Genomic DNA, 25,793 nt, shown 5'->3' with positions numbered 1-25,793 from the left:
ATCGAGCGCCGCACCGCGGCCGACGCCGGGCGAAGACGGTTTTTCGCCTCGTCTCGAAGACGCACGCTCGTCGCGTCCAACTCGTGATGTACCGCGCCGCGCTCGTGGCGGGAGGCTGAAGAGCCCCACCGAGCGGCGGCGCACATCGGACTGTCAGCCCTTTACTTCAGGAGATCACCGCACCCATGTCTGCCACCGCTTCCAGCACGTCCACGACCGTCGTCTCGCCCGCCCCGCTGATCTGGCCGGAGCGCGACAACCACACGATCACGGCCGTCGACCTCGCTGCTTCGGTCTCGGCGAACGTCGAGCCGCTGCTTCCACAGCTGCGCCAGCTGTCCGCCCTCGGCGACGCGCTGCGCTCGCTGCAGGCGCTCGACGGCAGCTTCACCAACGAGGCCCATGCCCGCGTGATCGCCGGCCTCTCCGCCGACCTGATGGACGAGCTGGCTGACAGCGACCCGGTCTCGCCCGAGCAGGCCGACCTGATCCGCCGTCGTGCCACCGCGCTGCGCGAGCTCAAGCACGACAAGGAGATCGCGTACGACGAGGCCGCGCTGACCGACGCGCAGGAGCTGTCGGTCATCGCCTCGCCGGTCTGCACGTTCCGCAACAAGACGCGTACGCCGCTGCACTCGGTCGTCATCACGGCCGCGCACCAGCAGGGCAACGAGCTGATCGCCGGCCTCGACGCCTCGTCCGCCGCCGTCCTCGCCGAGGTCAACGGCCACACCGGCACGAGCGACGTCGTCGCCGACAGCCCGTTCGCGATGCAGATCACCGATCTGATCACGATGGGCGGCGAGTCGAACGCCTTCCCGAAGCACTTCTGTTACTTCCTGCCCGAGGACGAGGGCGCCGGCTTCGGCGAGAAGTCGAACAAGACGATCCTCTTCCGCAACGTCTACGGCCTGCGCTACGAGCACATCTCGAAGGTGCTCGGCGATCGCCTGCTGAGCGGTCACAAGCCGTCGCCCGACGTCGACATCCCGTCCGTCCTGATCACCTGGATGCGCGGCCACGACATCGCCCACGCGGTCACGACGCCGCGCGCCGGCAAGGTCGGCCCCAAGGACGTCGGCCACGAGCCGTGGTACTCACTGCAGGAGGCGATAGCGGACGCCTTCGGCACCGCGATGTCGTTCACGCCGACCTGGCTGGAGCTGGCTGGCTGCAGCGCCGACGACCTCGCCGCCGTCTACCTCGCGGAGGCGCTCCATTACCTGCGCCGCGGCCCGTGGAACTGGAGCGACGCCGGCGCCGCCTGCGTCGAGCTGAGCTTCCTCGCCGGCAACGGCTACATCGACTGCGCCGCCGACGGCACGATCAGCTGGGAGACCGCCCGCGTGATCGAGGGCGTCCACGCGCTCTCCGCGACGCTCGAGCGCGAGGTCGTCTCGGCGCCGTCGAAGGAGAACGTCCAGGCGATCCTCGACCAGTACGGCTGGCGCGAGGACTCCCCGATCGCCCCCGCCGTGCTGAAGATCCGCGACGAGCTGGCCGCGATTCCGACCTCGCTCGCGTACCTCTAGGCCTGGCGGTGCCTCGCCGCGCCTGACGGCGTCCTCGGTCGCTCGTGGGCTGGCGCCCACGTCGCTCCCTGCGTCCTGGTCAGGCACGACGATCCATCCGCCAGATAGCTTCACCGAAGGGCCCGCTCGCCGAGCGGGCCCTTCGTCGTTCAGGCCAGCTCGCGCGCCGCGCCGTCGAGGAGCCGGCGCGCCAGCTCGTCGCGCAGCAGCTTCCCACGCGGGCTGCGCGGGAGCGCGTCGACGACGTAGGCGCGGCGCGGGCGGCTCGGCTGCGGGAGCGTCGCGCGGGCGTGCGCCCGCAGCGCGGCGCGGGGCGGGGCGGCGGCGCCCGGTGAGAGCACGAGCACCGCGACCGGGACCGCGCCCATCCGCTCGTCGGGCAGGCCGACGCACGCGACCTCGGCGACGCCGGGCAGCGCGGCGAGCGCCGACTCGACCTCGGCCGGCTCGACGTTGAGGCCACCGCTGACGATCGTGTCGCTGCCGCGGCCGGCGAGCGTCAGGACGCCGTCCGTCAGCGAACCGACGTCGCCGACGCTGAACCAGCCGTCGGCGTCGGGGCCGCCGCGGAGCCCGGCCGCCGTGAGGTATCCGGAGAACAGCATGTCGCTGCGGACGTGGACCTCGCCGCCGTCGCGCAGCTCGATCTCGACGCCGGGGAACGGGCGACCGTCGAGCGTGACGAAGCTCAGCTCGGAGGCGCCGTAGAAGTGCGCGATCGTCGCGGCGGGCAGCAGCCGCGCGAGCCGCTCGCGCGCGCTCGCCGGCCACGGCGCGGCGGAGGAGGCGATCGTGCGGACCTCGGCGCGCGGCGCCGCGCCGAGCGCGTCGGCGAGGTCGTGCGCGAGCGTCGGCACGAGGTAGGCGTGCGGGACCGGCTCGCCGTCCGCGAAGACCTGCGCGAGCGGACGGAGGTCGACGGCCGCGCCGCGGGTCAGCGCGTGCAGCGCGCCGTAGAGGAAGTGCGTGTGGTCGAGCGGGCCGGGCACCGCCACGCGCTCCCCCGGCCGCACGTCGAACGCCGAGTCGGAGCGATCGAGCGTCGCCGCCCACGACGCCTGGTCGCGCACGAACAGCTTCGGCTCCCCGCTCGTGCCGCTCGTCAGCCCGACCAGCAGCTCATCCGCGGGCGCCGCGCGTCGGGTGGGCGACGCCGCAGCGGAAGCCAGCTCCTCCGGCGCGAGCACCGGCACCCGCGCGCCCAGCTCGCCGAACGCGACCGGCAGGCGGCCGGAGGCGATGACGACGGCGGGCGCCGCGACCTCCAGCGCGTGGTCGAGCTGCGGCGCGGTCAGGTGGCGGTGGAGCAGGACGACGCTGACGCCCGCGCGCATCGCGCCGAGCACCACCGCCAGCGAGGACGTGTCCGAGCGCGGCAGCAGCGCGATCCGCCGCGAGCCGGCGACCGCGGCGGCACCCGCCACGCCGGCGGCGCCGCGTGCGCACGCCTCCACCCGTGCCGCCAGCTCGCCGTACGTCACGCTCCCGGCCGCGTCGCGCAATGCGACGGCGCCGGGCGTCGCGGCGGCGCGCGCGGCGAACCGCTCCACCAGCAGCGGCGAGGTCATCGCCGGGAAGCCGGCTACGCCGAGGCGGCCGGTTCGAGCGGCTCGACCTCGAACAGGCCGTCGCCGCGCTCCAGCTCGCGGAGGCGGTCGTAGTCGCGCTTCAGCACGTCGCGGTCGGGGTCGACGAGGTAGACCATCCCGGGGCAGGAGAAGAGGTCGATCGTCGGCGTGATCTCGTCGCCCGGCTCGGCCATCGAGATCGAGCCGGCGTACGACGGCAGCGCCTCGACCGCGCGCATGCCGGCGTCGGAGACGACGCGGCCGCGCTGGTGGGAGATCAGCATCACGCAGCGGGACGCGTTCGCCAGCTCGTACGGTCTCGACGCGCGTGCGGCGACCGTCGACGGGTCGAGGTAGGCGTCGACCGTGACGGTCACGTGCGACGGCGTGCAGCGGTCGACGACGTCGTCGCGGATCGAGCCGTGCAGGCGCGCGCCGGACTCGACCAGCACCGGTCCGTCCGCGGTCAGCATCACCTCGGTGTGCGCCGGCCCGTACTTGATGCCGAGTGCGTCGAGCACGTCCTTGACGTACGGCACGACGAGATCCTGCTGCGGGCCGCGGTAGGCGAGCAGCTCCTCGAAGTCGTAGGCGAGGTTGCCCTGGATGCGGATCTTCGTGTCGCGCCAGACCTCGGAGACGTGGTGGACGCCGTCCCAGCTGATCGAGTCGCAGAACAGCTGCGTGCCGCGCAGCAGTTCCTGCACGAGCAGCTGCTCGTTGGAGCCCTGGAGCGCGTTGGGACGGCCGAGCACGTCGGCGAAGGCGGTGCGGATCGCGTCGGGCGTCTCGCACAGCGAGACGCCATCGGTCCCGGCCGAGTCGAGCGGCTTGACGACGACGGGCCAGTCGCCCCGCTCGGAAGCCCACGCGATCGCCTCCTCGACGTCGCCGGTCTTCAGCTCCTGGACCGCACGCAGACCGGCGCGCCGCACGGCCGCCGCCATCTCGGACTTGTCGCGGCGCGCGCGGCTCAGCTCCGTGCCGTTGGACGGCAGCCCGAGCCGCTCGCTGAGCGCGTCGGACAGCAGCACGCCCGGCTCGGAGCCGACGACGACGAAGCTCGGATCGTGCCTCGCCACCGCCGCCGCGGTCGCCTCCAGGTCGCCGTCGTGGACGACGTTCTCGACGAAGTCCTGCCGGCGCAGACGGTCGAGGTAGAACGGCGACTCGTCGGGGTTGCTCTGGACGTGGACGACGTCGAGCCCCTCGGCGATGAAGCGCGGCGCGAGTCTCGCGCCGGTCGAGTAGGCGTCGACGACGACCGCGACGCGTCTGCCCCGCCCCGCAACGCTCATGCCGCCACCGCCGTCAGCACGAGCCGGTCCTCGGGCTGCTTGGGGTGTCTGTCGAAGCCGCCGTAGCGCTCGATCTCGGCGAAGCCCGCCTGCCGCACGAGCGAGACCAGGTCGTCGGCCTCGTAGAGGCGCGTGTCGACATCGAGAGACGTCTCGCCGAACGAGTACCTGACGTGCAGCACGCTCGTCTGCGGGTCGACGTAGAGGTGCTCGTGGACGCCGTTGTCCTCGCGGTCGGCGACGGTGCCGAGCGGGCCGAGGCGGTGGCGCGAGCGCTCCAGGTCCGACAGCTCCATCACGAGTCTGCCGCCCGGCTTCAGCGCCGCGCGCCACGTCCGCAGCACCGCGAGGTCGTCCTGGATCGTCTTCCCGTAGCCGAACGACGAGTAGACGTTGACGATCGCGTCGAATGGGCCGACGCCGGCCGGCAGCGGCACCGTCAGGTCGTGGACGACGTAGCGCGGGCCGGGGTTGCGCTTCTCGGCCTCCGCGATCACGACCGGCGAGATGTCGATCCCGGTCGCGGCGACGCCGATCCGCGACAGCGCGCCGGCCGTGCGGCCGAAGCCGCAGCCGGCATCGAGCACCTGCGCGTCCGGCGCCAGCTCCAGCAGCGCGACGATCGCCTCCGCCTCCTCGGTCGTCGCGTCGTAGCGGCCGAGCCGGTCCGACATCTCGATGAAGGCGGGACCGAAGACGTCGACGTCGTTGAGGTTCTCAGGAGCGCTCATGGCCGCCAGCCTACGCGGTCGCGACGAGGACGAGGCGGTCCTCCGGGCGCTTGGGCGCGCCGCTGAAGTCGCCGTACGCCTGGACGTCGGAGAAGCCGACGTCGCGCAGCATCTGCTCCAGGCGCTCCTGCTCGTACATGCGGATGCGCGAGTGCACGACGTCGCCGTCCAGCTCATATCTGACGTGCAGTCTGCCCGTCGAGAAGTCGACGTCGAGCGTCTCGGTGACGCCGTTGGTGTCGCGCACGACGACGCCCTCGTCCGTTCTGAGGCGGTGGCGGGAGCGCGCGAGGTCCGACAGCTGCATGACGATCTTCCCGCCCGGCTTCACCATCGCGTGGAAGGCGCGCAGCATGTCGAGGTCCTCGGCCTCGGTCGCGCCGTAGCCGTAGGAGGAGTAGAGGTTGACGAGCACGTCGAATGGGCCGACGTCGTCCGGCAGCGGGCGCGTCAGGTCGGCGACGAGGTAGCGCGGCCCCGGGCTGCGCTTCTCCGCCTCCGCGATCGCGGCCGGCGAGATGTCGATCCCGGTCGCCTCCATGCCGTGCTCGAGCAGCGCGGCGCAGTAGCGGCCGAAGCCGCAGCCGGCGTCGACGACGGTCGTGCCGGGTCTGAGGTCCAGCAGCTCGATCATCGCCGCGGCGTCCTCGCCGGTGCTGTCATAGCCGCCGAGCCGCTCGGCGATCCGCATGTAGGCGGGGCCGTAGGTGTCGACCTCGTTGAGGACGTTCTCGGAGGTGGGGGTCGTCTCGTCGGTCATCTCGGTCCGGTGGTCGTCAGTTCGTCGGTCGTCCGCGTCGCGCCGTCGGCGCCCGCCCCGTCCGCGCCGGCGGAGCGCACGAGCCCGAGCGCGCCGAGCCCGCTGGAGAGGATCGCGCGCATCACGCGCCCGACGCGCGGGTCCGCGTCGCGCGCCAGGTACCACTCGCTCAGGTGGCCGACATAGCGGACGTACTTGAGCAGGTCGAGCCCGTCGAGCGCGACGGCGAGGTTGCGGCGGTGGAGCTGGGACTGGAGCACGATGTGGCGGTAGTCGGAGTCGCCCGGCGCCGGGTCGGCGGGACCGTCGTTGGCCGGGTCCCACGCCTTCGCCCACGCCAGCGCGACGCGCCAGCCGGTGTTCGCCTCCGGGTCGAGTAGCCGCGCGACCGGCGGCAGGATCAGCCCCTTGACGACCGGCTTGTCGAGGCAGAAGCCGAGTACCGCCATCGCGACGAGGTCCTCGGCGCCGACGCCCGGCCGCCCCTCGCGCGCGACCGCTGTGACCTCGGGCCGCGCCACCAGCTCGTCGAGCAGCTCGTCGATCAGCTGCGCCGTCCCCTTCGACGAGCTCAGCTCGCCGTCGACCTCAGAGGACACCATGCCGTGCAGGACGTGCTGCGAGGGCAGCACCGGCAGCGCCGGCTCGAGTCTGCCGAGCAGCTCCTCGACGTGCTGGACGTGCGCCTTCCACTCGTCGCCGGAGAGGTGGATCAGCGCCGACCCCTCCTCGTCGATCATCATGTCGCGCCACATCGCGACGACGCGCAGGTGGTGCGTGGGGAAGCCGTCGGCGCGCGTCAGCGGCATCACCGGGTAGCTGTCGTCGCCGGTCAGGTACGCGACGGTGCCGCGCTCCTCTCTGACGAACACCCCACGCTCGATCCCGAGCCGCGCGACCTCGGCGGTTCTCGCCGTGCGGTCGGAGTCGTAGAGGATCCGCTCGAAGTGGACGCCGAGCCGCGCGAGCGTCTCGTTCTGGCCCGCGACCGCCCAGCCGCGGACGGTTCTCCACAGCGCGACCGCGTCCGCGTCGTCCTGCTCGATCCCGGTCAGCAGCTGCTGCGCGAGGTCGTCGCGCTCGTCGAGGTCGCGCGCGACCGGCGCGTCCTCGTCGGCGACGTCCGCGATCGGGCTCTCCTCGCGCGCGTAGCGGGCGTAGAGGTCGCCGACGAACTGGTCGCTCTTGACGCCCGCCTCGGCCGGCGTGCCAGGCTCCGCGTAGCGCCGATAGCCGGCCAGCGCCTCGCCCATCGAGCGGCCGGCGTCGCCGATGTGGCTCTGGCGTTCGACGTGCGCGCCCGCCGCTCTCAGCGCGCTGGAGATCGCCTGCCCGAGCGCGATGTTGCGCAGGTGGCCGATGTGCAGCGCCTTCGTCGCGTTCGGGTCGCAGAAGTCGACGATCGCTCGCTCGCCGGCGCGCAGGTCGCGCGTCTCCATGCCGGGGAGGCGGCCCTCCTCCAGCCCGGCGCCCAGCTCGGCGATGCGCGCATCGGTGAAGCGCATCAGGAAGCGCTGCTGCTCCTGCGTGACGGAGTCGGCGTCGAGCGCGGGATCGGCGCGCAGCACCTCGACGGCGGCGTCGGCGAGCGCGCGGTCGCGCGTGATCGCGCCGACGTCGGCGGCGTCGTCCTGTCTGAGGACCGGCACGACGCGGAACGCGTCGGCGTCGACGCGGCGGAGGGTCGCCTCGACCCCGTCCAGCAGGTTGTCCGCGCGCAGCGGCGCCTGATCACTCATTCCGGCCACTCCCCCAAGAGCAAGAAGCACGCGAGACGGGGCTCGAACCCGCAACCATCGGCTTAGAAGGCCGGTGCTCTACCAATTGAGCTACTCGCGCATGCTGCCGGGCGACCCGCGCGGCGGGCGGACCCCCCAAGGCCCGAGAGAGTCTAGAGGAGCGGCGCGGCGAGTGACAGCCAGAGCGCTTCACGCCGCGCTCTCCGCCGGCAGGACGCGCGGTTGACGCTCCCGCAGCGTGAGCAGCAGCGCCGCGACCTCGGCGTCGGTGCCGAGGTCCATCGCCCGCTCGCAGGCGGCGATCGCGTCGCTGACGCGGTCGGTCCGCGCGAGCGCGTGGGCGTACCGCGACCACGCCTGCGGCGAGTCGGGCGACAGCAGCGTCGCGGCCTCGCAGGCGGTCACCTCGGCGCCGACGTCGCCGGTCAGCTGGTGGACGAGCGCAAGGTCGAGCAGGCCCTCGACGGTCGGCGCGAGGCCGCGCGCGGTCTCCAGCGCCGCCTGCGCGCCGGCGCGATCGCCCAGCCGCAGCCGCAGGCGGCCGAGCCGCTCCCACGCGGATGCGTCGGCCGGCGCGGCCTCGGTCTCGCGCAGCGCCGAGTCGCGCGCGAGGTCGTAGGCGCGCATGTCCTCGTATATGCGGGCTGCGAAGCGGTGCGGCGCGGGCCGCTCGCCCTCGACGCGGATCCAATCGCGAACCGTGCGGGCGGCCGCCGGCAGGTTGCCCGACTGCCAGAAGGCGACGGTCAGCTGGCGCAGCACGACCGGGTTGCGCGGATCGGCGTCGCGCGCGTAGACGAGCCGTCTGGCCGCCAGCGCCGGATCGCCCTCCGCGAGCGCGTGGTTGGCGGCGGTCATGAAGCGCTGGACGCGATCGGCGCCGGGATCGGGTCTGGAGAAGTCGACGAACTGGAGCGAGCCGGCCGGGATCGTGCGGACGCCGAGCTGGAACTTGACGCGCGCCCACTGCTGCACGTCGTCGCCCTCGCCGGAGAAGTAGATGCCGGTGACGCTGCCGACGCCCCACTCGGGGTACGAGAGACAGCGCGCGTAGCGGTGGACGACCGAGTGCGCCGGCGCCTGCGAGCCGAACGGATCGTGCTCAGCACGGTCGGCCTCCGCCTCGGCGCGGCGCTGTGCCTCCTCGTAGGCGCGGCGGCCCTCTTCGGCGCGCGCTCTGCGGGCGGCGGCGGCGGAGACCTTGACGGCGTTGGCGGAGACCTTGCCGCCGCGCGACGTCTCGGCGAGCTGCTCGAGCTGGTCGGCGGCCTCGTTGATCGCCTGCAGGTGGCGCTGGTGCTCGTGCTGACGGCCGGGCGGGGCGATGTCCGGGTGCCAGACCTTCGCCATTCTGCGGCGAGCCAGCTGCACGGTCCGCTTGTCGAACGGAGGATCGAGCTCCAGCAGGAGGATCGCCTGTTCGATGTCGAAGACTGCGGCCATGGAGAACCAAGGCTAGCGACGCAGGGAGGGCGCGGGTGGCCGACTCGTGACCAGCCTCTATCCTCCGTCGTCGTGTCCGCTCAGTACATCTTCCAGATGCACCGCCTGTCCCGGCTGTTCCCGCCGGACAAGGAGGTGCTGAGAGACGTCTCGCTGTCTTTCTATCCCGGCGCCAAGATCGGCGTGCTCGGCTACAACGGCTCCGGCAAGTCGACGCTGCTGAAGATCATGGCCGGCATCGACAGAGAGTTCCGCGGCACCGCGCAGCTCGCGCCCGGCGCCACCGTCGGCCTGCTCGAGCAGGAGCCGCACCTCGACGAGTCCAAGGACGTGCGCGGCAACGTCGAGGACGGCGTCGCGGAGACGCGCGACCTGCTGACCCGCTTCAACGAGCTGGCCGCCAACTACTCCGAGGAGACCGCGGACGAGTTCGCGCGCCTGCAGGAGCAGATCGACGCGGCCGACGCGTGGAACCTCGACACGATGCTCGACACGGCGATGGACGCGCTGCGGCTGCCGCCGGGCGACGCCGACGTGTCGAAGCTGTCCGGCGGCGAGAAGCGGCGCGTCGCGCTCTGCCGGCTGCTGCTCAGACAGCCCGACCTGCTGCTGCTCGACGAGCCGACCAACCACCTCGACGCCGAGTCGGTCGCGTGGCTGGAGCTGCACCTGCGCGATTACAGAGGGACGATCGTCGCGATCACCCACGATCGCTACTTCCTCGACAACGTCGCCGGCTGGATCCTCGAGCTGGACCGCTCGCAGGGCTTCCCGTACGAGGGCAACTACTCCGGCTGGCTGGAGCAGAAGCAGAAGCGGATGCTCCAGGAGGAGCGCCAGGACAGCGCGCGCAAGCGCGTGCTGGCGCAGGAGCTGGAGTGGGTGCGGATGAACGCCTCCGCCCGCCGCGCGAAGCCGAAGGCGCGCCTGAACGCCTACGACGCGCTGCTCGCCGAGGACCGCAACGTCAAGCTCGACCAGGTCCAGATCCACATCCCCGCCGGCCCGCGCCTCGGCGACGTCGTGATCGAGGCCGACGGCGTCAGCAAGGGCTTCGGCGACAAGCTGCTGATCGAGGACCTCTCGTTCAAGCTCCCGCGCGGCGGCATCGTCGGCGTGATCGGCCCCAACGGCGCCGGCAAGACGACGCTGTTCAACATGATCACCGGCTCCGAGCAGCCCGACAACGGCACGTTCAAGGTCGGCGAGACGGTCAGACTCGCGTACGTCGACCAGTCGCGCGACGCGCTCGACCCCGAGAAGACCGTCTGGGAGGAGATCTCCGGCGGCGACGACCAGATCGCGGTCGGCGACCAGAAGATGAGCTCGCGCGCCTACACGTCCGGGTTCAACTTCAAGGGCACCGACCAGCAGAAGAAGGTCGGCAAGCTCTCCGGCGGAGAGCGCAACCGCGTCCACCTCGCGAAGCTGCTGCGCTCCGGCGGCAACCTGCTGCTGCTCGACGAGCCGACCAACGACCTCGACGTCGACACGCTGCGCGCGCTCGAAGAGGCGCTGCTCGCGTTCGGCGGCTGCGCGGTCGTGATCTCCCACGATCGCTGGTTCCTCGACCGCATCGCGACGCACGTGCTCGCGTTCGAGGGCGACTCGCAGGTGCGCTGGTTCGAGGGCAACTTCGAGGCGTACGAGGAAGAGCGCCACGAGCGCCTCGGCGCGGAGGCCGACCGGCCGCACCGCGTCACGTACAAGAGACTCGTCCGCGGCTGAGCCGTGCTGTGTCAGACGCGCCGCCGGTAGGCTGCGCGTCATGACACAGGTTTCGAGAGCGGTCCTGATCACCGGCTGCTCGTCCGGCATCGGCCGGGCGACCGCGCTGCGGCTGGCAGCCGGCGGCTGGACCGTCTACGCCTCCGCGCGCACGCCGTCGGCGATCGCCGACCTCGGCGACGCCGGCTGCCGGATCCTGCCGCTCGACGTCACCGACGAGCAGTCGATGACGGCGGCCGTCGCCGAGGTCGAGCGGGTCGAGGGAGCGGTCGGCGTGCTGATCAACAACGCCGGCTACAGCCAGAGCGGCGCGATCGAGACGGTGCCGCTCGACGCGGTCCGGCGGCAGTTCGAGACGAACGTCTTCGGGCTCGTGCGGCTGACGCAGCTGGTGCTGCCGAAGATGCGCGCCCAGGGCTGGGGCAAGATCGTCAACCTCGGCTCGATGGGCGGCAAGCTGACCTTCCCCGGCGGCGGCCACTACCACGCGACGAAGTACGCGCTGGAGGCGCTCAGCGACGCGCTGCGCTTCGAGGTGCGCGGCTTCGGCGTCGACGTGATCCTCGTCGAGCCGGGCCTGATCACGACCGAGTTCGGCAACGCCGCGACGGCGAGCCTCGGCGCGGCGGCCGAGGCGAGCGCCGACGGCGATCCCTACGCCCACTTCAACGCGACCGTCGGCGCCGTCACGAAGGGCGCGTACGAGGGCCCGCTGCGCGCCTTCGGCGGCGGCCCGGACCGCGTCGCGAAGGCGATCGAGCGGGCGCTGCGGCGCAGACGCGCGCCGAGCCGCGTCGTCGTCACGCCGTCGGCGAAGCTGACGATCCCGACGCGCAAGCTGCTCCCCGACCGTGCCTGGGACGCCGCGATGCGCGCCCAATTCCCGACGCCGAGATAGCCGGCCAGGACGACGCGCTCAGATCAGCGCGTCGATCAGCGGCGCGAGACTCCGTGCGTCGCGTGCTACGGCGGTGGCGCCGTGCAGCTCGGCGGCGGAGAAGCGGCCGGTCTCGACGCCGAGGCAGCGGATGCCGTCGGCGAGCGCGCAGGCGACGTCGCGCGGGGTGTCGCCGATCACGATCGTGCGGTCCCTCGGATGGGGCGCGCCGGTCCGCGCCGGACGGCCGGAGCGACCGGCCCGCTCGCGGGCGATCTCCGGCAGCTCGGCGCGGTCCTCGCTGTCGGAGCCAAACGCGCCCTGGCCCGCTTCGAACCAGCCGCCGACGCCGGCGCTGCGGAGCTTGACGCGCGCGACCGCCTCGTAGTTGCCGGTCAGCAGCGCGAGCCGCACGCCGTCGCGCTCGGCCAGCGACGCGAGCAGCTGCGGGATCCCCGGCAGCACGGTGTCGCTGAGGTCGGGCGGGCAGGTGCGGGCGTACTCCTCGCAGCAGGCGATCCGCACGTCGTCGGCGCGGGCGTCGATGCGCTCGGCGGAGACGCCGTGCGCGAGCAGCAGCAGCCGCGCGATCTCCGGGTCCGTCCGCCCCGCCGGGTCTATCCCCAGCGTCCGCGCCGGCTCGACGTCGGCCAGCCCGTGGACCTCGTGCAGCGCAGTGTGCAGTGCGGCGGCGTGCGCCGCGGTCGCGCCGCTGACGAGCGTGCCGTCGATGTCGAACAGCAGCAGCAGCTCGCCGGGCGTGACGACCGCGGCGCCCATCTCAGCGCAGGAACGAGGTGTCCGCGGAGACGCGCTGCGCGAAGGCGGCGATCAGCTTCGCGGTCGCGTGCACGTCGCCGAGCTGGACCATCTCGACCGGCGAGTGCATGTAGCGCAGCGGGATCGAGACGACCGCCGTCGGGATGCCGCCGCGCGTGAGGTGGACGGCGTCGGCGTCGGTTCCGGTCGCCCGGCCGGCCGCCGACAGCGTGTACGGGATCGACTCCGCCTCCGCCGTCTCGATCAGCAGCTCGGTCACGACCGGGTGGACCATCGAGCCGCGCGTGATCGACGGGCCGGACCCGAACGGCTGTCTCGACAGCTCGCCGAGCTGGACGCCGGGCTGGTCGGTCGCGAACGTCACGTCGACGACGATCGCGACGTCCGGCTGCAGCGAGAAGACGCTCGTGCGGGAGCCGACGAGGTTCGTCTCCTCCTGCACCGCCGCGACGGCGGCGACGTCGCCCGGCGCGCCGCCGGCCTCGGCGACGAGCCGTGCGGCCTCGAACGCGACGAACGCCCCGAGGCGGTTGTCCATCGCACGTGAGACGACGCGGTCGTTCGGCAGCTCGACCGGCTCGCCGGCGATCACGGCGACGTCGCCGACGCGGACGCGCGCGCGGGCGTCGTCGCCGTCCTTGGCGCCGATGTCGATGTGCAGGTCCTTCAGCTCCGGCACGTTCTTGCGGTCGTCGGGCTTCATCAGGTGGATCGGCTTCTTGCCGATCACGCCGTCGATCTCACCGTCCTTGGTCGACAGCGTCACGCGCTGGCCGACGAGGATGATCGGGTCCCAGCCGCCGACGCCCTCGAAGCGCAGGAAGCCGTCGTCGTCGATGTGGGTGACGATCACGCCGATCTCGTCGATGTGGCCGATCACGGCGGTCAGCGGCCCGCCCGCCGTCCCGCTCACGCGCGCCACCGAGGAGCCGACCGTGTCGGCACTCACGTCGGCGAAGGCCGCGGCGGCCTCGCGCCAGACCTTCGCGACCGGGGTCTCGTACCCGGACGGCCCGGGCGTCGTCAGCAGCGTGCGGAGGAACTCAGGGGTGGCCATTCGCCGAAGCCTAGCGAGCGTCCCCCGCGCCGCCGAGACCGACCGGCCCCGGCAGCGGCGCCGGCGGCAGCAGTGGGCTGCGCGGCGCGTCGGGCGAGGCGAGCGTCGCGCGCAGCTGCGCGACGGCCGCGACGAGCGGACGCGGCGTGACCGCGACGCTCCCGGCCGCAGCTCCTCGCCCGGTCGGCTCGAACTCGTCGTCGAGCCGCACGCGGCGGCCGCCGAGCGTGCCGGTGACACCCCTGTTCCCGATCGACAGCGTCCCGCGCGCTGCGCCGGCGCCGCCGATCCGCAGCACGAGCGGATCGTCGGCGTCCGCGCGGGCGCTGACGCGGGCGCTGACCGTGACGCCCGGGACATAGGTGAAGCGGTGCAGCACAAAGCCGCGTCTGTCGATGCGGGCGAAGCCGCCGCGCAGACCGCCGAACGCGATCCCGTCGGCGCTGCCCGAGAACAGCTCCGCCAGTCTCGTGATGAAGACCATCCCGAAGTCGTCCAGCGTCAGCGAGACCGCCGCGACGGTGCGGCCGACGCGGGGCGGCAGGCCGCGACCGGCCGGCAGCTGGCTGAGGCGCGTCGGAGGCAGCGCGACGGGATCGAGGAACGTCGGGTCGCCGCCGCAGTCGCGCACGCTTCTGCCGGCGAAGAAGCGCGCGGTCTGCGCCAACGCGCAGCCCTCGACGTCCGAGCCGAGCACGGAGTGGCCGGTCCCGGGCACGGTCACCACTCTCGCCGACGGCAGCGCGGCGGCGAGCGTGAGCGCGTCGCGGCGCGGCGTGCGCAGGTCGTCGTCGCCGGAGAGGATCAGCGTCGGCACGTCCGGCAGCGGTGCGGCCGGCTGCGCGACCGGCGACTCCGGCCAGGTGCGGCAGAGGTCGACCCCGGCGCGGCGCAGCGTGCGGGCGTCGAACGGGAACAGCGCGGAGGAGGGCAGCGCGGCGAACATCGCGTCGACGGCCGCTGGCCGCTGCTCGACCGGCGTGCCGGCCGGCCATGGGACGCCGCCGTCCGCGCACGTCGTCGCGAGGTAGAGCGCGTCGCTGTCGCCCGACTCGGCGTCGAGGCCTGCGCTGCCGCCGGCCGCGAGCCGGAACAGCAGCGCCGGGTCGCCGTGCGCGGCGCCGCGCACGGCCGCCGGGATCGACGCGCGCATGATCGGATCGAAGTCGCCGGCGAGCAGCATCATCAGCACGTCCTCGCTCGTGAGCGACGCCCCGTGGGCGACGCCGCGCCCGTCGTGCCAGCTGCCGCGCAGCGGACCGCGTGCGAGCCGCCGCACGAGCGCGGCGACGTCGCCCGCCGGATCGCGCGTGAAGGGACAGGCGCGACCGGCGCAGAGCGTGTCGAGCACCCGTCTGATCGAGCCGAGCGTCGTACGCATGAAGGGGTCGGGGCCGCTCGGCGGCACGACCGAGTCGAGCACGAGCCGGCTGACGTGCTGGGGGTACCGGGCGGCGTAGTCGAGCGCCACCTTCGTCCCGTAGGAGACGCCGAAGAGGGCGATTCTCTCGACGCCGAGCGCCGCGCGCACCGCCTCGAGGTCCTCGACCGACGCCGCCGTCGTGTACGACGCGCGGGCGGGACCGAGCTTGCGCGCGCATTCGGAGACGGCCGCGTCGATCTGCCGCGGGGTGCGGGCGCGCGCGATCGACGGGCAGCTCAGCCGGCCGGAGCGGCCGGTTCCGCGCTGGTCGAACGTCACGAGCCGGCGCGAGCGCAGCGGACCTCTCAGCATCTCGGCGATCGGCTTGATCAGCGGCGTCGCCGCCTGGCCGGGGCCGCCGGCGAGCGCGAAGACGGTGCCGCTCGGCTGCCCGCGCCGCGGCTCCAGCACGCGGACGCGCAGCCCGACCGTGCCGGGAACCGCGCCGCTGCGGTCGAGCGGGACGGTGACACGACCGCAGCGGGTGCGGTCCTGCTTGGACTGCGGCGCGCAGCGTCTCAGTGCGACGGTGGCCGCCTCGGCGGAGGAGGCGGTGGCGACCAGCACGGCGGCCGTCGCGAGAGAGGCGGCGGCGCCGCGTGTCCAGGTCAGCATGGTCTAGCCAGTCTGACCGGTCACGCGGCGCCGGGCGCTGCCCCGGTGTGAACGGTGCGTCAGCCGGCGGCCAGCAGCTCGCGCAGCACGAACTGGAGGATGCCGCCGTTGCGGTAGTAGCGCTGCTCCTTCGGCGTGTCGATCCGAACGGTGACGGTGAACTGCTTGTCGCCCGCGTTCACCGTGACCTCGCGCGGCACGGTGTCGCCTGCGGCGATGCCGGCGATCGTGAACTCCTCGTCGCCGGTGAGCCCCAGCGACGCGATCGACTCGCCGTCCTTGAACTGCAGCGGCAGCACGCCCATCCCGACGAGGTTGGAGCGGTGGATGCGCTCGTAGCTCTCGGCGATCACGGCGCGCACGCCGAGCAGGTTGGTGCCCTTCGCGGCCCAGTCGCGGGAGGAGCCGGAGCCGTACTCCTTGCCGCCGAGCACGACCAGCGGCGTCCGCGTCTCGGCGTACTTCATCGCCGCGTCGTAGATCGACATCTGCTCGCGCTCGCCGCCGCCGAGGTAGTACGTGTTGCCGCCCTCGGGGAGCGTCCCGCCGCCGAGCAGGTTCTTGAGGCGGATGTTCGCGAACGTGCCGCGCATCATCACCTCGTGGTTGCCGCGCCGCGCGCCGTAGGAGTTGAAGTCCTTGCGCTCGACGCCGTGCTCCTGCAGGTAGCGACCGGCCGGGCTGTCCGGCTTGATCGCGCCGGCGGGCGAGATGTGGTCCGTCGTGACGGAATCGCCGAGCAGCGCCAGCACGCGCGCGCCGACGATGTCGGTCGTCGGCTGCGGCTCGCGCGGCAGGTCGACGAAGTACGGCGGGTTCTGCACGTACGTCGAGGCGTCGTCCCAGGCGAACTTGTCACCGGTCGGGACCTGCAGCGAGCGCCAGCGCTCGTCGCCGGCGTAGACGCCGTCGTAGCTCTTGCGGAACATGTCCGACTGGACCGCCTGCTCGATCGTCTGCGCGACCTCGGCCGCCGAGGGCCAGATGTCTCTCAGGTAGACGGGGTTGCCGTCGGTGTCGTCGCCGAGCGGGTCGTTGACGAGGTCGGCGTCCATCGAGCCTGCGAGCGCGTAGGCGACGACGAGCGGCGGCGACGCGAGGTAGTTCATCTTCACGTCGGGGTTGATGCGCCCCTCGAAGTTGCGGTTGCCCGACAGCACTGAGGTGACCGCGAGGTCCTGGTCGTTGACGACCTTCGAGACCTCCTCCGGCAGCGGGCCGGAGTTGCCGATGCAGGTCGTGCAGCCGTAGCCGACGAGGTTGAAGCCGAGCTGGTCGAGGAAGACGTCGAGGCCGGAGCGCTCGTAGTACTCGGTCACGACCTTCGAGCCGGGCGCGAGCGACGTCTTGACCCACGGCTTCGTTCTGAGGCCGCGCTGCACCGCGTTGCGCGCGAGCAGCCCGGCGCCGAGCATCACGGACGGGTTCGACGTGTTCGTGCAGCTCGTGATCGCGGCGATCACGACGTGGCCGTGGTCGAGCGTCGTCTTGGTGCCGTCGGCGAGCGTGACGGGCGTCTCGCGGCTGCTGCGCGGCTTGACCGTCGCGGCCGCCGAGTGGGCGTGGTCGTGACCGTGCCTGGGGGCGTCGCCGTTCTCCGGCCCCTGCGAGGCGGTCGGATCGCTGGCGGGGAACGTGTCGTCGATCGCGTCGTCCTCGCCGTCGAGCTCGGGCACGTAGCCCTTCAGCGCTCTGCGGAACGCCGGCTGCGCGTCTGACAGCGCGATGCGGTCCTGGGGACGCTTGGGGCCGGCGATGCTCGGCACGACCTCCGACAGGTCCAGCTCGAGCGTCTCGGTGAACGTCGGCTCCTCGGAGTCGGCGTCGTGCCAGAGGCCCTGCTCTCTCGCGTACGCCTCGACGAGCGCGATCTGCCGCTCGTCGCGGCCGGTGAAGCGGAGGTAGCGGATCGTCTCGGCGTCGATCGGGAAGATCGCGCAGGTCGAGCCGAACTCCGGCGACATGTTGCCGATCGTCGCGCGGTCGGCGAGCGGGAGCGCGGAGACGCCCGCGCCGTAGAACTCGACGAAGCGGCCGACGACGCCGAGCTCGCGCAGCCGCTCGGTGACGGTCAGCACGAGGTCGGTCGCGGTCGCGCCCTCGGGCAGCTCGCCGCTGAGCTTGAAGCCGATCACCTGGGGGATCAGCATCGACATCGGCTGGCCGAGCATCGCGGCCTCGGCCTCGATCCCGCCGACGCCCCAGCCGAGCACGCCGAGGCCGTTGACCATCGTCGTGTGGGAGTCGGTGCCGACGAGCGTGTCCGGGTATGCCTGCCCGAGCTTGTCGTTCACGAAGATCGTGCGTGCGAGGAACTCGAGGTTGACCTGGTGGACGATGCCGGTGTCGGGCGGGACGACCTCGAAACCGTCGAACGCGTCCTGGCCCCAGCGGAGGAACTGGTAGCGCTCCTCGTTGCGCTCGAACTCGCGCTGCGCGTTGTGCTCGAACGCGTATCTGGTGCCGAACTCGTCGACCTGGACGGAGTGGTCGATCACCAGCTCGGCGGGAACGAGCGGGTTGATCTTGCTCGCGTCGCCGCCCATCGCGCTCATCGCGTCGCGCATCGCGGCGAGGTCGACGATCGCGGGCACGCCGGTGAAGTCCTGCATCACCACGCGCGCCGGGGTGAACGCGATCTCCTGGCTCGGCTCGGCCTTCGCGTTCCAGCTCGCGAGCGCCTCGATGTCCTGCGCGCGGATCGACTCGCCGTCCTCGTTGCGCAGCAGGTTCTCGAGCAGGATCTTGAGCGAGAAGGGAAGCCGCGCTACGTCGTATTTCGACTGCAGCGCGTCGAGCCGGAAGATCTCGTAGTCGCGATCCCCGACCGACAGCGTGGCTCTCGCCTCGAAGCTGTTGGCGGACATTGGGTTCTCCTGTGTCAAGAAAGCGTCTTAGTCATGTAAGGCACAAGAGAGTTTGTCACGCACGCGCGTGAATCGGCCGGCGCGCGCTCGCACGAGCGCGCGCCGGCCCGCCGCTCAGGCGAGCGTGAAGCGCGCCGCGAGCTTCTCCAGCTCCTCGGCGGTCTTCGCCAGCTCCTGCGCGGAGGCGGCGATCTCCTGCGTCGCGGCGCTCGTCTGCTGCGTGGAGGCAGACACCTGCTGGGTCGCGGCGGAGGTCTGCTCGGCGATCGCGGCGACCGAGCCGAGGTCGTCGCGGACCTGGTTCCCGCCCGACTCGATCCGCTCGATCGCGTGGTTGATCTCCTCGACGCGCGCGTGCACGTCCTCGACGCTGGTGCGGATGCTGCGGAACGTGTTGCGGGCGTCCTCGACGGTCGCGACGCCCGCGCTGGTGCGCTCCGCGCCGGCCTCGACCGCCTGCACCGCTCTCGCGGTCCCGCGGCGGATCTCCCCGATCAGCTCGGCGATCGTCGCGGCGGCGTCCTGCGACTCCTCGGCGAGCTTGCGGACCTCCTCGGCGACGACGGCGAAGCCGCGTCCCTGCTCGCCGGCGCGCGCCGCCTCGATCGCGGCGTTGAGCGCCAGCAGGTTGGTCTGGTCGGCGATCCCGCCGATCGTCTCGACGATGCCGCCGATGCGCTCGGACTTCGCGCCGAGGTCACGGATCGCCTCGGTCGCGTCCTCGGAGGAGGCGCGCACCGCCTGCATCGCCTCCGACGCCTGGCTGACCGCCTCGGCGCCCTGCTCGGCGAGCGTGCGCGCCTCGCCGACCGCCGTCGTCGTCGCCTGCGCGGACTCCGTCGAGGCGCTGACGGCGCCGCGGACGCCGTCGTTCGCCTGACGCGTCGTGCCGACCGTCGTCACCTGGCGCTCGGCGCCCTGCGCGACGTCGGCGATCGCGCCGGCGATCTCGTTGACAGCCCGGCCGGCCTCCTCCGAGGTCGCCGCCATCTGCTGCGATGCGGAGGAGACCTGCGCGGAGGTGCGCGAGATGTCGTCGAGCATGCCGCCGAGCTGCCGGCGCATCCCCTCGTAGCTCTCGACGGAGGTGCCGGCGCGGCCGAGCATGCCGTTGAAGATCTGCGCGAGGCGGCCGGGCTGCTTGCCGTCCGGCGCGACGATCGGCTCCGTCGTGACCGACGCGGTGCGCGTCAGGTCGCCGTCGGCCATCGCGCGCAGGCCGTCGTCGAGCTGTGCGAGGTCGCGGTGCTCGAGCGCGTCCATCCGCTCGGTCAGCGCCTCCAGCGACGAGCGCTCGCCGAGCGCGTCGCGCAGCTCGCCGGACATGCGGTCGAACGCGTGGCCGAGCACGTCCTCGTCGGACTTCGGCTGCACCCGCTTGGAGAGGTCGCCGTGCGCCATCGAGTCGGCGACGCCTGCGAGGTCGCGGAGGTAGTCGACCATGCGGCGGAAGGCGGCGGCCATGCGGCCCAGCTCGTCGCGCGAGCGCACGCGCACGTCGATCTCCAGATCGCCGCGGCTGATGCGGTCGGCGGCCTCGGCGACCTCCGCGATCGGCCGCGTTATCCGCTGCGCGACGAGCCACACGACGGCGCCGACGACGATCAGCGCGACGAGGCCGAGGATCAGCAGCCATGTCCGCAGCGAGCTCGCCTCGGCGAGGATCTCGTCGACCGGTGCGACGGTGACGAAGCCCCACCCGCCGGTCGCGACCGGCGCGGTGAACATCACGACGTCCTCGCCGGTGCGCGGGTCCTTCGTCTCGAAGCGCGCGGTTCTGCCCGCTCTGACGGCCGCGGCGACCTCGGCGAGGACGGGGTCGCCGGTTCTTCTGGCGTACTCCTGCAGCGTCGTGATGCCGACCAGTCTTCTGTCCGGGAAGGAGACGAACTGCCCGCGTCTGGAGACGACGAACGCGTAGCCGCTGTCGAGGAAGCGGACTCTTCTGACGGTCTCGTCGAGCGCGGTCAGCGCCTTGTCGACCTGCGCGACGCCGATGAATCTGCCGTCGCGCATGACCGGCGAGGCGTACGAGCTGACCATCACGCCCTCGTAGAGGTACGGCTCGACAACGCCGTCTCTCTTCGTCTCCTTCGGCATCTGCCAGTACTCGGCGCTCTCGTCAAGCGGCGCCTGGAAGATCACTCTGTTGTCGGCGTCGTAGCCCCAGTAGACCGCGAAGCGGCCGTCGGGACCGGCGTCCGCGTCGCCGGCGAACTCGCCGTCGCGGCCGTCGAATGCGTTCGGCTCGAAGCCGAGGTAGGTGCCGGCCAGCGCGGGGTTTCTGAGCAGGAACGCGTTCGCGACGTCGCTGACCTCGGCGCGGTCCTGCGAGCGGTCTCTCTCGGTCAGCGTCGCGAGGCCGCGCGCGAGCGCGGCGCTCTCTCTCGCCTCCGCCTCGAATCTGTTCGCCTCGCGGGCGGACAGCTGCGCCGCCTCGCGGTAGACGGCGTCCTCCTGCGCGTTGGTGGCGCGGTTGACGGCGAGCAGCGTGAGCGCGCCGATCGCGAGTGCGACGACGGGCAGGATCGTGAGCAGCAGCTTCGCGCGGACGGAGCGCAGCTGGAGCTTGGGCAACCGGGACATCGGGACGAGACCTCCAGGAGGACGGCGCGCCGGACGCGCGCCGTACGGACGACAGCTCTCCGGTGATCGGCCCGGTGCGAAACCGCTTTAGCGCCCACGCGCCAGTACGCCGGCGTTCCTGGACGGATGACCGACGCTGCCGCCGGCCGGCTAACGCGCCTTGCCGCGCTTGCGGCGCTCGCGCTCTTTTCTGCTCGGCTTGCGGTGTCTCGTCGAGCGCGTGTGATGACGCCCTCTCGACCCCGGCCCGCTCCGCATCTCAGCGTCGGGCTCGGTGCGGGCCGTGTGCGTGCGTCTGCGCTCCGGCGCCGCCTGGCGCGCGTCGCGCGTGATCGCGAACCAGATGCCGCCGATCAGCAGCAGCACCGCGACGCCGAGCGCGATCCCGACGGCCGGGCTCATCCCGTCGCCGTCGTCGGCCGTGTCGACCGGGGCGGGCGGCGGCGGGCCGTCCGGCTGCACCGGCGCCTGCTGTTGCTGCTGCGCGTCGTCCTGCAGGAACGGGTTCTGCTGCGCGAGCGCCGTCGCGGGGGTCGCGACGAGCGCCGCGACGACGGCGATCAGCGCGACGAGGCGGGTCATGAGCGCGAGCCTAGCGCCCCGGCACCGCCGATGTGAAGCGGCAACCGCCGTCAGCCCTCGCGATCGACTTCCTCCGGCAGCTCATACCAGCGCTTGCGCTCGCCGACACGCGCGCGCATCTTCCACCCGCGCGACTTCGGCTCCGCCTCCATCGCCTCGATCAGCGCGTCGATCGCGACCGCCGCGCCCGCCGGCCCGCCGCCCGCCGCGACGTCGTCCCGCAGCTTCGCGAGGTTCAGCTCGAACGTGTGGTGCAGGCCCCAGTCGCGGCTCGTCAGCTCCGCCATCCGCCGCGGCTCGATCGCCGCGTGGTCGCCGTCGCCGACGTCGCTGCCGGACAGCAGCGCGTAGAGGTCGCTGCGGTCCTTCGCGTTCAGCTCGACGATCTGCAGCTTCGTCATCACCAGGTCGATCGCCGGCAGCGTCGGCCCGGGGCGGCCGAGGCTGTCGGCGAGCGGCAGCGCGTGGCACATCGAGAACTCGCCGACGAAGACGTCGACCTGCGCGCTGCTGCGCGGGTCGTGGAACAGCAGCCGGCGCGCGCCGTTGAGCGCGTTGAACTCCTTCGCCGGCTCCCACCCGCGCGCCGCCAGCAGCTCCTCCAGCCCGCGGCCGTCCTTGCGGCCGCAGAGCACGTCGATGTCGCCGTACGGCCGCTCGAAGGCCGGGTCGAAGCGGTCTCCGAGCAGCAGCTTGATCGCGATCCCGCCGAGCAGGCGGACCTTCAGCCCGCGTGCGTCGGCGTCGGCGATCACGCCACGACCCTCGTCGGGCAGGCGGTCGAGGAACGAGCCGGATTCGGTCATGGCGTCCATCTCATCATCCCGTGACGAACTGGTGGCGCGCGGTGTCGCCCTTGAGGTTGATCAAGCAGCCCGCGATGCGCCCCGTGTGGTAGTCGCTGCCGGGGTTGATCGAGAGCGTCCGGCCGATGCTGACCGCGCCCGGGGACTCGTGCACGTGCCCGTGGAGCGACAGCATCGGCTGGTACTTCTCGATCAGCTCTCTGACCGCGGTGGAGCCGACGCCGATCATCTTCGGCGCCGAGCCCGACATCACGACCGCGAGGTCGTCGTCGAGCGCGGGCGCGGTGTCGAGCTGGGAGTCGTACGGCGGCACGTGCAGGTTGAAGATCATCCGCGACATGTCGCCGGCCTCGTCGGCGAGCGCGCTGACGCGGCGGTAGATCTCCTCCTCGGTCAGCTCGCGCGGTGAGTCGAACGGGGTTCTGTTGGCGTAGCCGAGCGAGATCATCGAGTAGTCGCCGAACGTGACGATCCGCCCGTCGCACTCCTCGACCTTCTTCGCCTCCGCGATCGAGCGGTCGACGCCCTCGGGGTCGTCGTTGCCCGGCATCACGAAGCAGCGCATGTCGTCGGTCAGGCGCTCGTCGGCGAGCGCCAGCCAGCCGTCGAACGTCTGCCGCATCACGTCGGCGAACCAGTGCTCGCGCTCGTCCTCTGTCAGCGCCGCGACCCGCTGCACGTCCTCGCCCGTCATCCGGTGCGGGTACATGCCGTTGTTGCGGATCTTGACCTCCATCTCCTCCAGCTGCTCGCCGGAGACGAACGACTTCTGGCCGAACAGGTCGACCTGGAAGCCGTCGCCCTGCTCGACGAGCGGGACGACGACCTTGCCGGTCACGTCGCCGCCCATCACGAGCACCTCGGCCTTGTAGGCGGCCGCGGCGTTGAGGAACTTCCGCCACAGCACCTCCGACCCGTGGATGTCGGAGGCGTAGTAGATGCGGGTGGCGGACGTGCCGCCACCCTGCTTGTCCTTCTTCTTGAACAGACCCATCGTCAGGCGGCCGGCAGCTCGCGGTACGCGAGGTCGACGTCGATGCCCTGCCGCTTGCGGATCGCCCGCGAGATCCACCAGATCGCCATGCCGCCGAGGTAGACGCCGATCACGAGCAGGACCTTGCCGGAGTTGTCTCTCAGCGAGGTGCCGGAGACCGGGTCCCACAGCAGGATCGCCATCGCGCCGCCGAAGCCGAGGATCGCCAGCACGCCGACGAGCGTCAGGATCGGTATCCCGGCGACCTTGCGGCTGTACGGCGAGGCGGCGACGAGCTCCGGGTGGCGGAACGGCAGCAGCGTGCCCGCGATCGCGGTCACGAGCAGCGGCAGCGTCAGCCCGAGCAGGGCGGTCACCGATCTGAACCAGTCGGTGAACGAGTAGATCGCGGTCGAGGCGATCGACAGCACGAGCATCACGCCGATCGCTATCAGCGGCGAGCGCGAGCGCGGGTCGACCTGCGACAGCTTCGCCGGCATCACGTTGTCGAACGACCACGCGAACATGTTGCGGCTGACGAGCATCAGCGTCTGCGGCAGCCACGTCAGCAGGCCGATCGTGAAGCCGATGATCGCGATCGCGCCGATCACCGGGGTGCCGGAGGCGATGCCGATCAGCTCGGGGTAGGCGGGCGCGCCGGCGGCGAAGCCGTAGGCGAGCGGGTCCGCGTAGCCGAGCTGCGAGGCGAAGTCGTAGCCGACGACGTGGCTGAACGTCGGGACCATGCAGAGCAGCACGATGACGGCGAGCGCGACGGCGCCCGGCATCGAGTACATGTGCGTCCGCTTCGCGAGGCGGATCTCGCCGGCGAAGTAGTTGCTGGAGAAGATGAAGCCGAAGATGAACCAGAAGATCGAGACCGCTCTGAGCGTCATCTCGAAGCTGAAGTCAGCTGGTGCGAAGCCCAGCTCTCTCGCCGACACCGCCAGCTTCGCCGCCGCGTCGTTGACGCCGAGGTTGGCGGCGTACTCGTTGAAGTTCGAGACGAACGTGTCGTGGCTGGTGAAGAGGCCGACGAGCACGGGCACGATGATCGCGCCGAGCAGGTAGAGGCCGAACGCGACCGCCTGGATCTTGAAGAACAGGCGCACGCCGCCGAAGGCGAATATCGCCGCCGAAAGGATCAGCACGACCGTGCCGGTGATGAACAGCCCGTGTCTGGTCGAGAACCAGTCGCCGAAGCTGAGCCAGCTGTCGCCCGCGCCGAAGCCCGCCATCATGCGGCCGAACGCGCCGAAGCCGTAGGCGGCGATGTACGTCGTGTAGACGCCGATCACGACCGCCAGCCAGAACGAGTACGAGAAGTTGCCGGCGAAGCCGATCGACGGGTGCAGCGAGCGGCTGTTGAAGACGTAGTCGCCGCCGGTGCGCGGCATCAGCTGCGTCAGCATCGCGTACAGAAAGGCGCCCGGAAGACCCAGCGCGGCCGCTATCAGGAACGACAGCATCGCGTTCGCGCCCGGGTAGAACGCGGCGAACAGCCAGAAGAAGGCGAACGTCAGCCCGACGCTCGACCACAGCAGGTTGTAGAAGAGCGCATCGCGCGTGCGGCCCTCGCGGACGAGTCCGGTCGCTCTGCGGGTGAAGAGCCCTGGTGCTTCACTGCTCATCGGGGACCGCCTTGGACGCTGGTGGAAGGTATGGCCGTGACGACGAGGTCGTCGCGGAGGTGCTCCAGGTAATCCACGTCATCGGTCGCCGGCCCGCCGAGCGGGAGGTCGACCACCGTCAGCCCGCGCGTCGAGCCGAGCTCGGCGACGAGGGAACCGTCTGACGCGACGGCGGCGCTGCCGCCGACGAACTGCAGACCGGCCTCCTCCCCCACGCGGTTCACGTAGAGGTGAGGACGGCGGTTGTCGAGCGCGCGCGCCCTGGCGGCGAGCGCGTGGTCGGGACCGTATGGCTCCATGTTCGCCGCAATCGTGACGATCAGAGCGGCGCCAGCGCGAGAGACGGCGCGCGCGGGCTCGGGGAACTCCATGTCGAAGCAGATCAGCGGCGCGACGCTGACGCCTGCCAGCTCGACGACGCAGAGCGCGTCGCCGGGCACGAAGGCGGCCCGCTCCGTCGCACCGAACATGTGCGTCTTGCGATAGGTGCCGGCCCAGCGGCCGTCGGAGTCGATGCACGCGACCGCGTTGGCGACCCCATGCTTGGTGCGTTCGGCGAAGCCGAGCAGGAGCGCCGTGCCGTGCCGCTTCGCGACCGCGCAGACGGTCGGCAGCGGCGCGTCGGCCGGGGTGAGCGCGAGCTGTGCGGCACGGCTGGGGTCGTATCCGGTCAGGAACAGCTCCGGGAAGACCGCCAGCTCGGCGTCGGGGTGTTCCGCGAGCGCCGCGGCGACCGTCGCCGCGTTCGCGTCCACGTCGCCTGCCGCAGGCTCGAGCTGTGCGAGCAGAGCGCGCAT

General features: G+C 72.0%; 19 protein-coding genes and 1 tRNA gene. 3 read left to right on the top strand and 17 right to left on the bottom strand.

The window, feature by feature from the left end; genetic code table 11:
• Positions 1-185 precede the first annotated feature (185 nt).
• A complete protein-coding gene (locus CWOE_RS05050; protein ID WP_012932495.1) occupies positions 186-1,532 on the top strand; it encodes a hypothetical protein in 1,347 nt (448 codons plus the stop codon).
• Between the two features lie 149 nt (positions 1,533-1,681).
• Here the strand turns inward: CWOE_RS05050 and CWOE_RS05045 are convergent, their stop codons facing one another.
• The 7 genes from CWOE_RS05045 to CWOE_RS05015 form a co-directional block, all read right to left on the bottom strand.
• Positions 1,682-3,100 carry an AMP-binding protein gene (locus CWOE_RS05045; RefSeq protein ID WP_012932494.1) on the bottom strand — a complete coding sequence of 473 codons (1,419 nt, stop codon included), beginning with the start codon at positions 3,098-3,100 and terminating at the stop codon, positions 1,682-1,684.
• Between the two features lie 14 nt (positions 3,101-3,114).
• Positions 3,115-4,398 (bottom strand): ATP-binding protein, encoded by a 1,284-nt coding sequence (locus tag CWOE_RS05040; RefSeq protein ID WP_012932493.1) that lies wholly within the window; start codon positions 4,396-4,398, stop codon positions 3,115-3,117.
• Positions 4,395-5,129, bottom strand: a complete 735-nt coding sequence (locus tag CWOE_RS05035; RefSeq protein WP_012932492.1) for a class I SAM-dependent methyltransferase — start codon at positions 5,127-5,129, stop codon at positions 4,395-4,397. The genes CWOE_RS05040 and CWOE_RS05035 overlap by 4 nt, the downstream gene beginning before the upstream one ends.
• A gap of 10 nt (positions 5,130-5,139) precedes the next feature.
• Positions 5,140-5,889, bottom strand: a complete 750-nt coding sequence (locus CWOE_RS30225; protein WP_012932491.1) for a class I SAM-dependent methyltransferase — start codon at positions 5,887-5,889, stop codon at positions 5,140-5,142.
• Positions 5,886-7,628, bottom strand: a complete 1,743-nt coding sequence (gene argS / locus CWOE_RS05025) for an arginine--tRNA ligase domain-containing protein (protein WP_012932490.1) — start codon at positions 7,626-7,628, stop codon at positions 5,886-5,888. The genes CWOE_RS30225 and argS overlap by 4 nt, the downstream gene beginning before the upstream one ends.
• Before the next feature lie 27 nt (positions 7,629-7,655).
• Positions 7,656-7,728: transfer RNA gene (locus CWOE_RS05020), tRNA-Arg, on the bottom strand.
• A gap of 89 nt (positions 7,729-7,817) precedes the next feature.
• Entirely contained in the window at positions 7,818-9,071 is a 1,254-nt protein-coding gene (locus tag CWOE_RS05015; protein ID WP_012932489.1) for a tetratricopeptide repeat protein, read from the bottom strand.
• A 72-nt stretch (positions 9,072-9,143) separates the two neighbouring features.
• Here CWOE_RS05015 and ettA point away from each other — a divergent pair, with 72 nt between their 5' ends.
• Together ettA and CWOE_RS05005 are read left to right on the top strand one after the other, a co-directional pair.
• The gene (ettA, locus tag CWOE_RS05010; RefSeq protein WP_012932488.1) at positions 9,144-10,799 is read left to right on the top strand and encodes an energy-dependent translational throttle protein EttA; all 1,656 of its coding nucleotides are present in this window, start codon (positions 9,144-9,146) and stop codon (positions 10,797-10,799) included.
• Between the two features lie 40 nt (positions 10,800-10,839).
• Positions 10,840-11,697: an SDR family NAD(P)-dependent oxidoreductase gene (locus CWOE_RS05005; protein ID WP_012932487.1), complete on the top strand. Its 858-nt coding sequence runs from the start codon at positions 10,840-10,842 to the stop codon at positions 11,695-11,697.
• 18 nt (positions 11,698-11,715) lie between these two features.
• Here the strand turns inward: CWOE_RS05005 and CWOE_RS05000 are convergent, their stop codons facing one another.
• The 10 genes from CWOE_RS05000 to CWOE_RS04955 form a co-directional block, all read right to left on the bottom strand.
• Positions 11,716-12,456 (bottom strand): HAD family hydrolase, encoded by a 741-nt coding sequence (locus CWOE_RS05000; protein ID WP_012932486.1) that lies wholly within the window; start codon positions 12,454-12,456, stop codon positions 11,716-11,718.
• Position 12,457: 1 nt separating this feature from the next.
• Entirely contained in the window at positions 12,458-13,513 is a 1,056-nt protein-coding gene (locus tag CWOE_RS04995; RefSeq protein WP_012932485.1) for a M42 family metallopeptidase, read from the bottom strand.
• Positions 13,514-13,523: 10 nt separating this feature from the next.
• On the bottom strand, positions 13,524-15,551 hold the full coding sequence (locus tag CWOE_RS04990; RefSeq protein WP_012932484.1) for an alpha/beta fold hydrolase: 2,028 nt from the start codon (positions 15,549-15,551) through the stop codon (positions 13,524-13,526).
• Between the two features lie 59 nt (positions 15,552-15,610).
• Positions 15,611-18,418 (bottom strand): aconitate hydratase, encoded by a 2,808-nt coding sequence (gene acnA, locus CWOE_RS04985; RefSeq protein ID WP_012932483.1) that lies wholly within the window; start codon positions 18,416-18,418, stop codon positions 15,611-15,613.
• Between the two features lie 114 nt (positions 18,419-18,532).
• Positions 18,533-21,004 carry a methyl-accepting chemotaxis protein gene (locus CWOE_RS30220; protein ID WP_012932482.1) on the bottom strand — a complete coding sequence of 824 codons (2,472 nt, stop codon included), beginning with the start codon at positions 21,002-21,004 and terminating at the stop codon, positions 18,533-18,535.
• Positions 21,005-21,154: 150 nt separating this feature from the next.
• Positions 21,155-21,586 (bottom strand): hypothetical protein, encoded by a 432-nt coding sequence (locus tag CWOE_RS04975; RefSeq protein WP_012932481.1) that lies wholly within the window; start codon positions 21,584-21,586, stop codon positions 21,155-21,157.
• Between the two features lie 50 nt (positions 21,587-21,636).
• Complete coding sequence (locus CWOE_RS04970) at positions 21,637-22,392, bottom strand: nucleotidyltransferase family protein (RefSeq protein ID WP_041731588.1); 756 nt, start codon at positions 22,390-22,392, stop codon at positions 21,637-21,639.
• Positions 22,393-22,405: 13 nt separating this feature from the next.
• On the bottom strand, positions 22,406-23,386 hold the full coding sequence (locus CWOE_RS04965) for a metallophosphoesterase family protein (protein WP_012932479.1): 981 nt from the start codon (positions 23,384-23,386) through the stop codon (positions 22,406-22,408).
• 2 nt (positions 23,387-23,388) lie between these two features.
• Complete coding sequence (locus CWOE_RS04960) at positions 23,389-24,996, bottom strand: APC family permease (protein ID WP_012932478.1); 1,608 nt, start codon at positions 24,994-24,996, stop codon at positions 23,389-23,391.
• Positions 24,993-25,793 carry a nitrilase-related carbon-nitrogen hydrolase gene (locus CWOE_RS04955; RefSeq protein WP_012932477.1) on the bottom strand — a complete coding sequence of 267 codons (801 nt, stop codon included), beginning with the start codon at positions 25,791-25,793 and terminating at the stop codon, positions 24,993-24,995. The genes CWOE_RS04960 and CWOE_RS04955 overlap by 4 nt, the downstream gene beginning before the upstream one ends.

This window comes from Conexibacter woesei DSM 14684, from assembly GCF_000025265.1.
Classification (GTDB): domain Bacteria; phylum Actinomycetota; class Thermoleophilia; order Solirubrobacterales; family Solirubrobacteraceae; genus Conexibacter; species Conexibacter woesei.
This window is presented reverse-complemented; position numbering and strand designations above follow the sequence as displayed.

Excerpts from the sequence above, each read along its gene's own strand:
- CWOE_RS05050 (WP_012932495.1), top strand. The coding sequence starts at position 186 with ATGTCTGCCACCGCTTCCAGCACGTCCACGACCGTCGTCTCGCCCGCC.
- CWOE_RS05045 (WP_012932494.1), bottom strand. The coding sequence starts at position 3,100 with ATGACCTCGCCGCTGCTGGTGGAGCGGTTCGCCGCGCGCGCCGCCGCG.
- CWOE_RS05040 (WP_012932493.1), bottom strand. The coding sequence starts at position 4,398 with ATGAGCGTTGCGGGGCGGGGCAGACGCGTCGCGGTCGTCGTCGACGCC.
- CWOE_RS05035 (WP_012932492.1), bottom strand. The coding sequence starts at position 5,129 with ATGAGCGCTCCTGAGAACCTCAACGACGTCGACGTCTTCGGTCCCGCC.
- CWOE_RS30225 (WP_012932491.1), bottom strand. The coding sequence starts at position 5,889 with ATGACCGACGAGACGACCCCCACCTCCGAGAACGTCCTCAACGAGGTC.
- argS (WP_012932490.1), bottom strand. The coding sequence starts at position 7,628 with ATGAGTGATCAGGCGCCGCTGCGCGCGGACAACCTGCTGGACGGGGTC.
- CWOE_RS05015 (WP_012932489.1), bottom strand. The coding sequence starts at position 9,071 with ATGGCCGCAGTCTTCGACATCGAACAGGCGATCCTCCTGCTGGAGCTC.
- CWOE_RS05005 (WP_012932487.1), top strand. The coding sequence starts at position 10,840 with ATGACACAGGTTTCGAGAGCGGTCCTGATCACCGGCTGCTCGTCCGGC.
- CWOE_RS05000 (WP_012932486.1), bottom strand. The coding sequence starts at position 12,456 with ATGGGCGCCGCGGTCGTCACGCCCGGCGAGCTGCTGCTGCTGTTCGAC.
- CWOE_RS04995 (WP_012932485.1), bottom strand. The coding sequence starts at position 13,513 with ATGGCCACCCCTGAGTTCCTCCGCACGCTGCTGACGACGCCCGGGCCG.
- CWOE_RS04990 (WP_012932484.1), bottom strand. The coding sequence starts at position 15,551 with ATGCTGACCTGGACACGCGGCGCCGCCGCCTCTCTCGCGACGGCCGCC.
- acnA (WP_012932483.1), bottom strand. The coding sequence starts at position 18,418 with ATGTCCGCCAACAGCTTCGAGGCGAGAGCCACGCTGTCGGTCGGGGAT.
- CWOE_RS30220 (WP_012932482.1), bottom strand. The coding sequence starts at position 21,004 with ATGTCCCGGTTGCCCAAGCTCCAGCTGCGCTCCGTCCGCGCGAAGCTG.
- CWOE_RS04975 (WP_012932481.1), bottom strand. The coding sequence starts at position 21,586 with ATGACCCGCCTCGTCGCGCTGATCGCCGTCGTCGCGGCGCTCGTCGCG.
- CWOE_RS04970 (WP_041731588.1), bottom strand. The coding sequence starts at position 22,392 with ATGACCGAATCCGGCTCGTTCCTCGACCGCCTGCCCGACGAGGGTCGT.
- CWOE_RS04965 (WP_012932479.1), bottom strand. The coding sequence starts at position 23,386 with ATGGGTCTGTTCAAGAAGAAGGACAAGCAGGGTGGCGGCACGTCCGCC.
- CWOE_RS04960 (WP_012932478.1), bottom strand. The coding sequence starts at position 24,996 with ATGAGCAGTGAAGCACCAGGGCTCTTCACCCGCAGAGCGACCGGACTC.
- CWOE_RS04955 (WP_012932477.1), bottom strand. The coding sequence starts at position 25,793 with ATGCGCGCTCTGCTCGCACAGCTCGAGCCTGCGGCAGGCGACGTGGAC.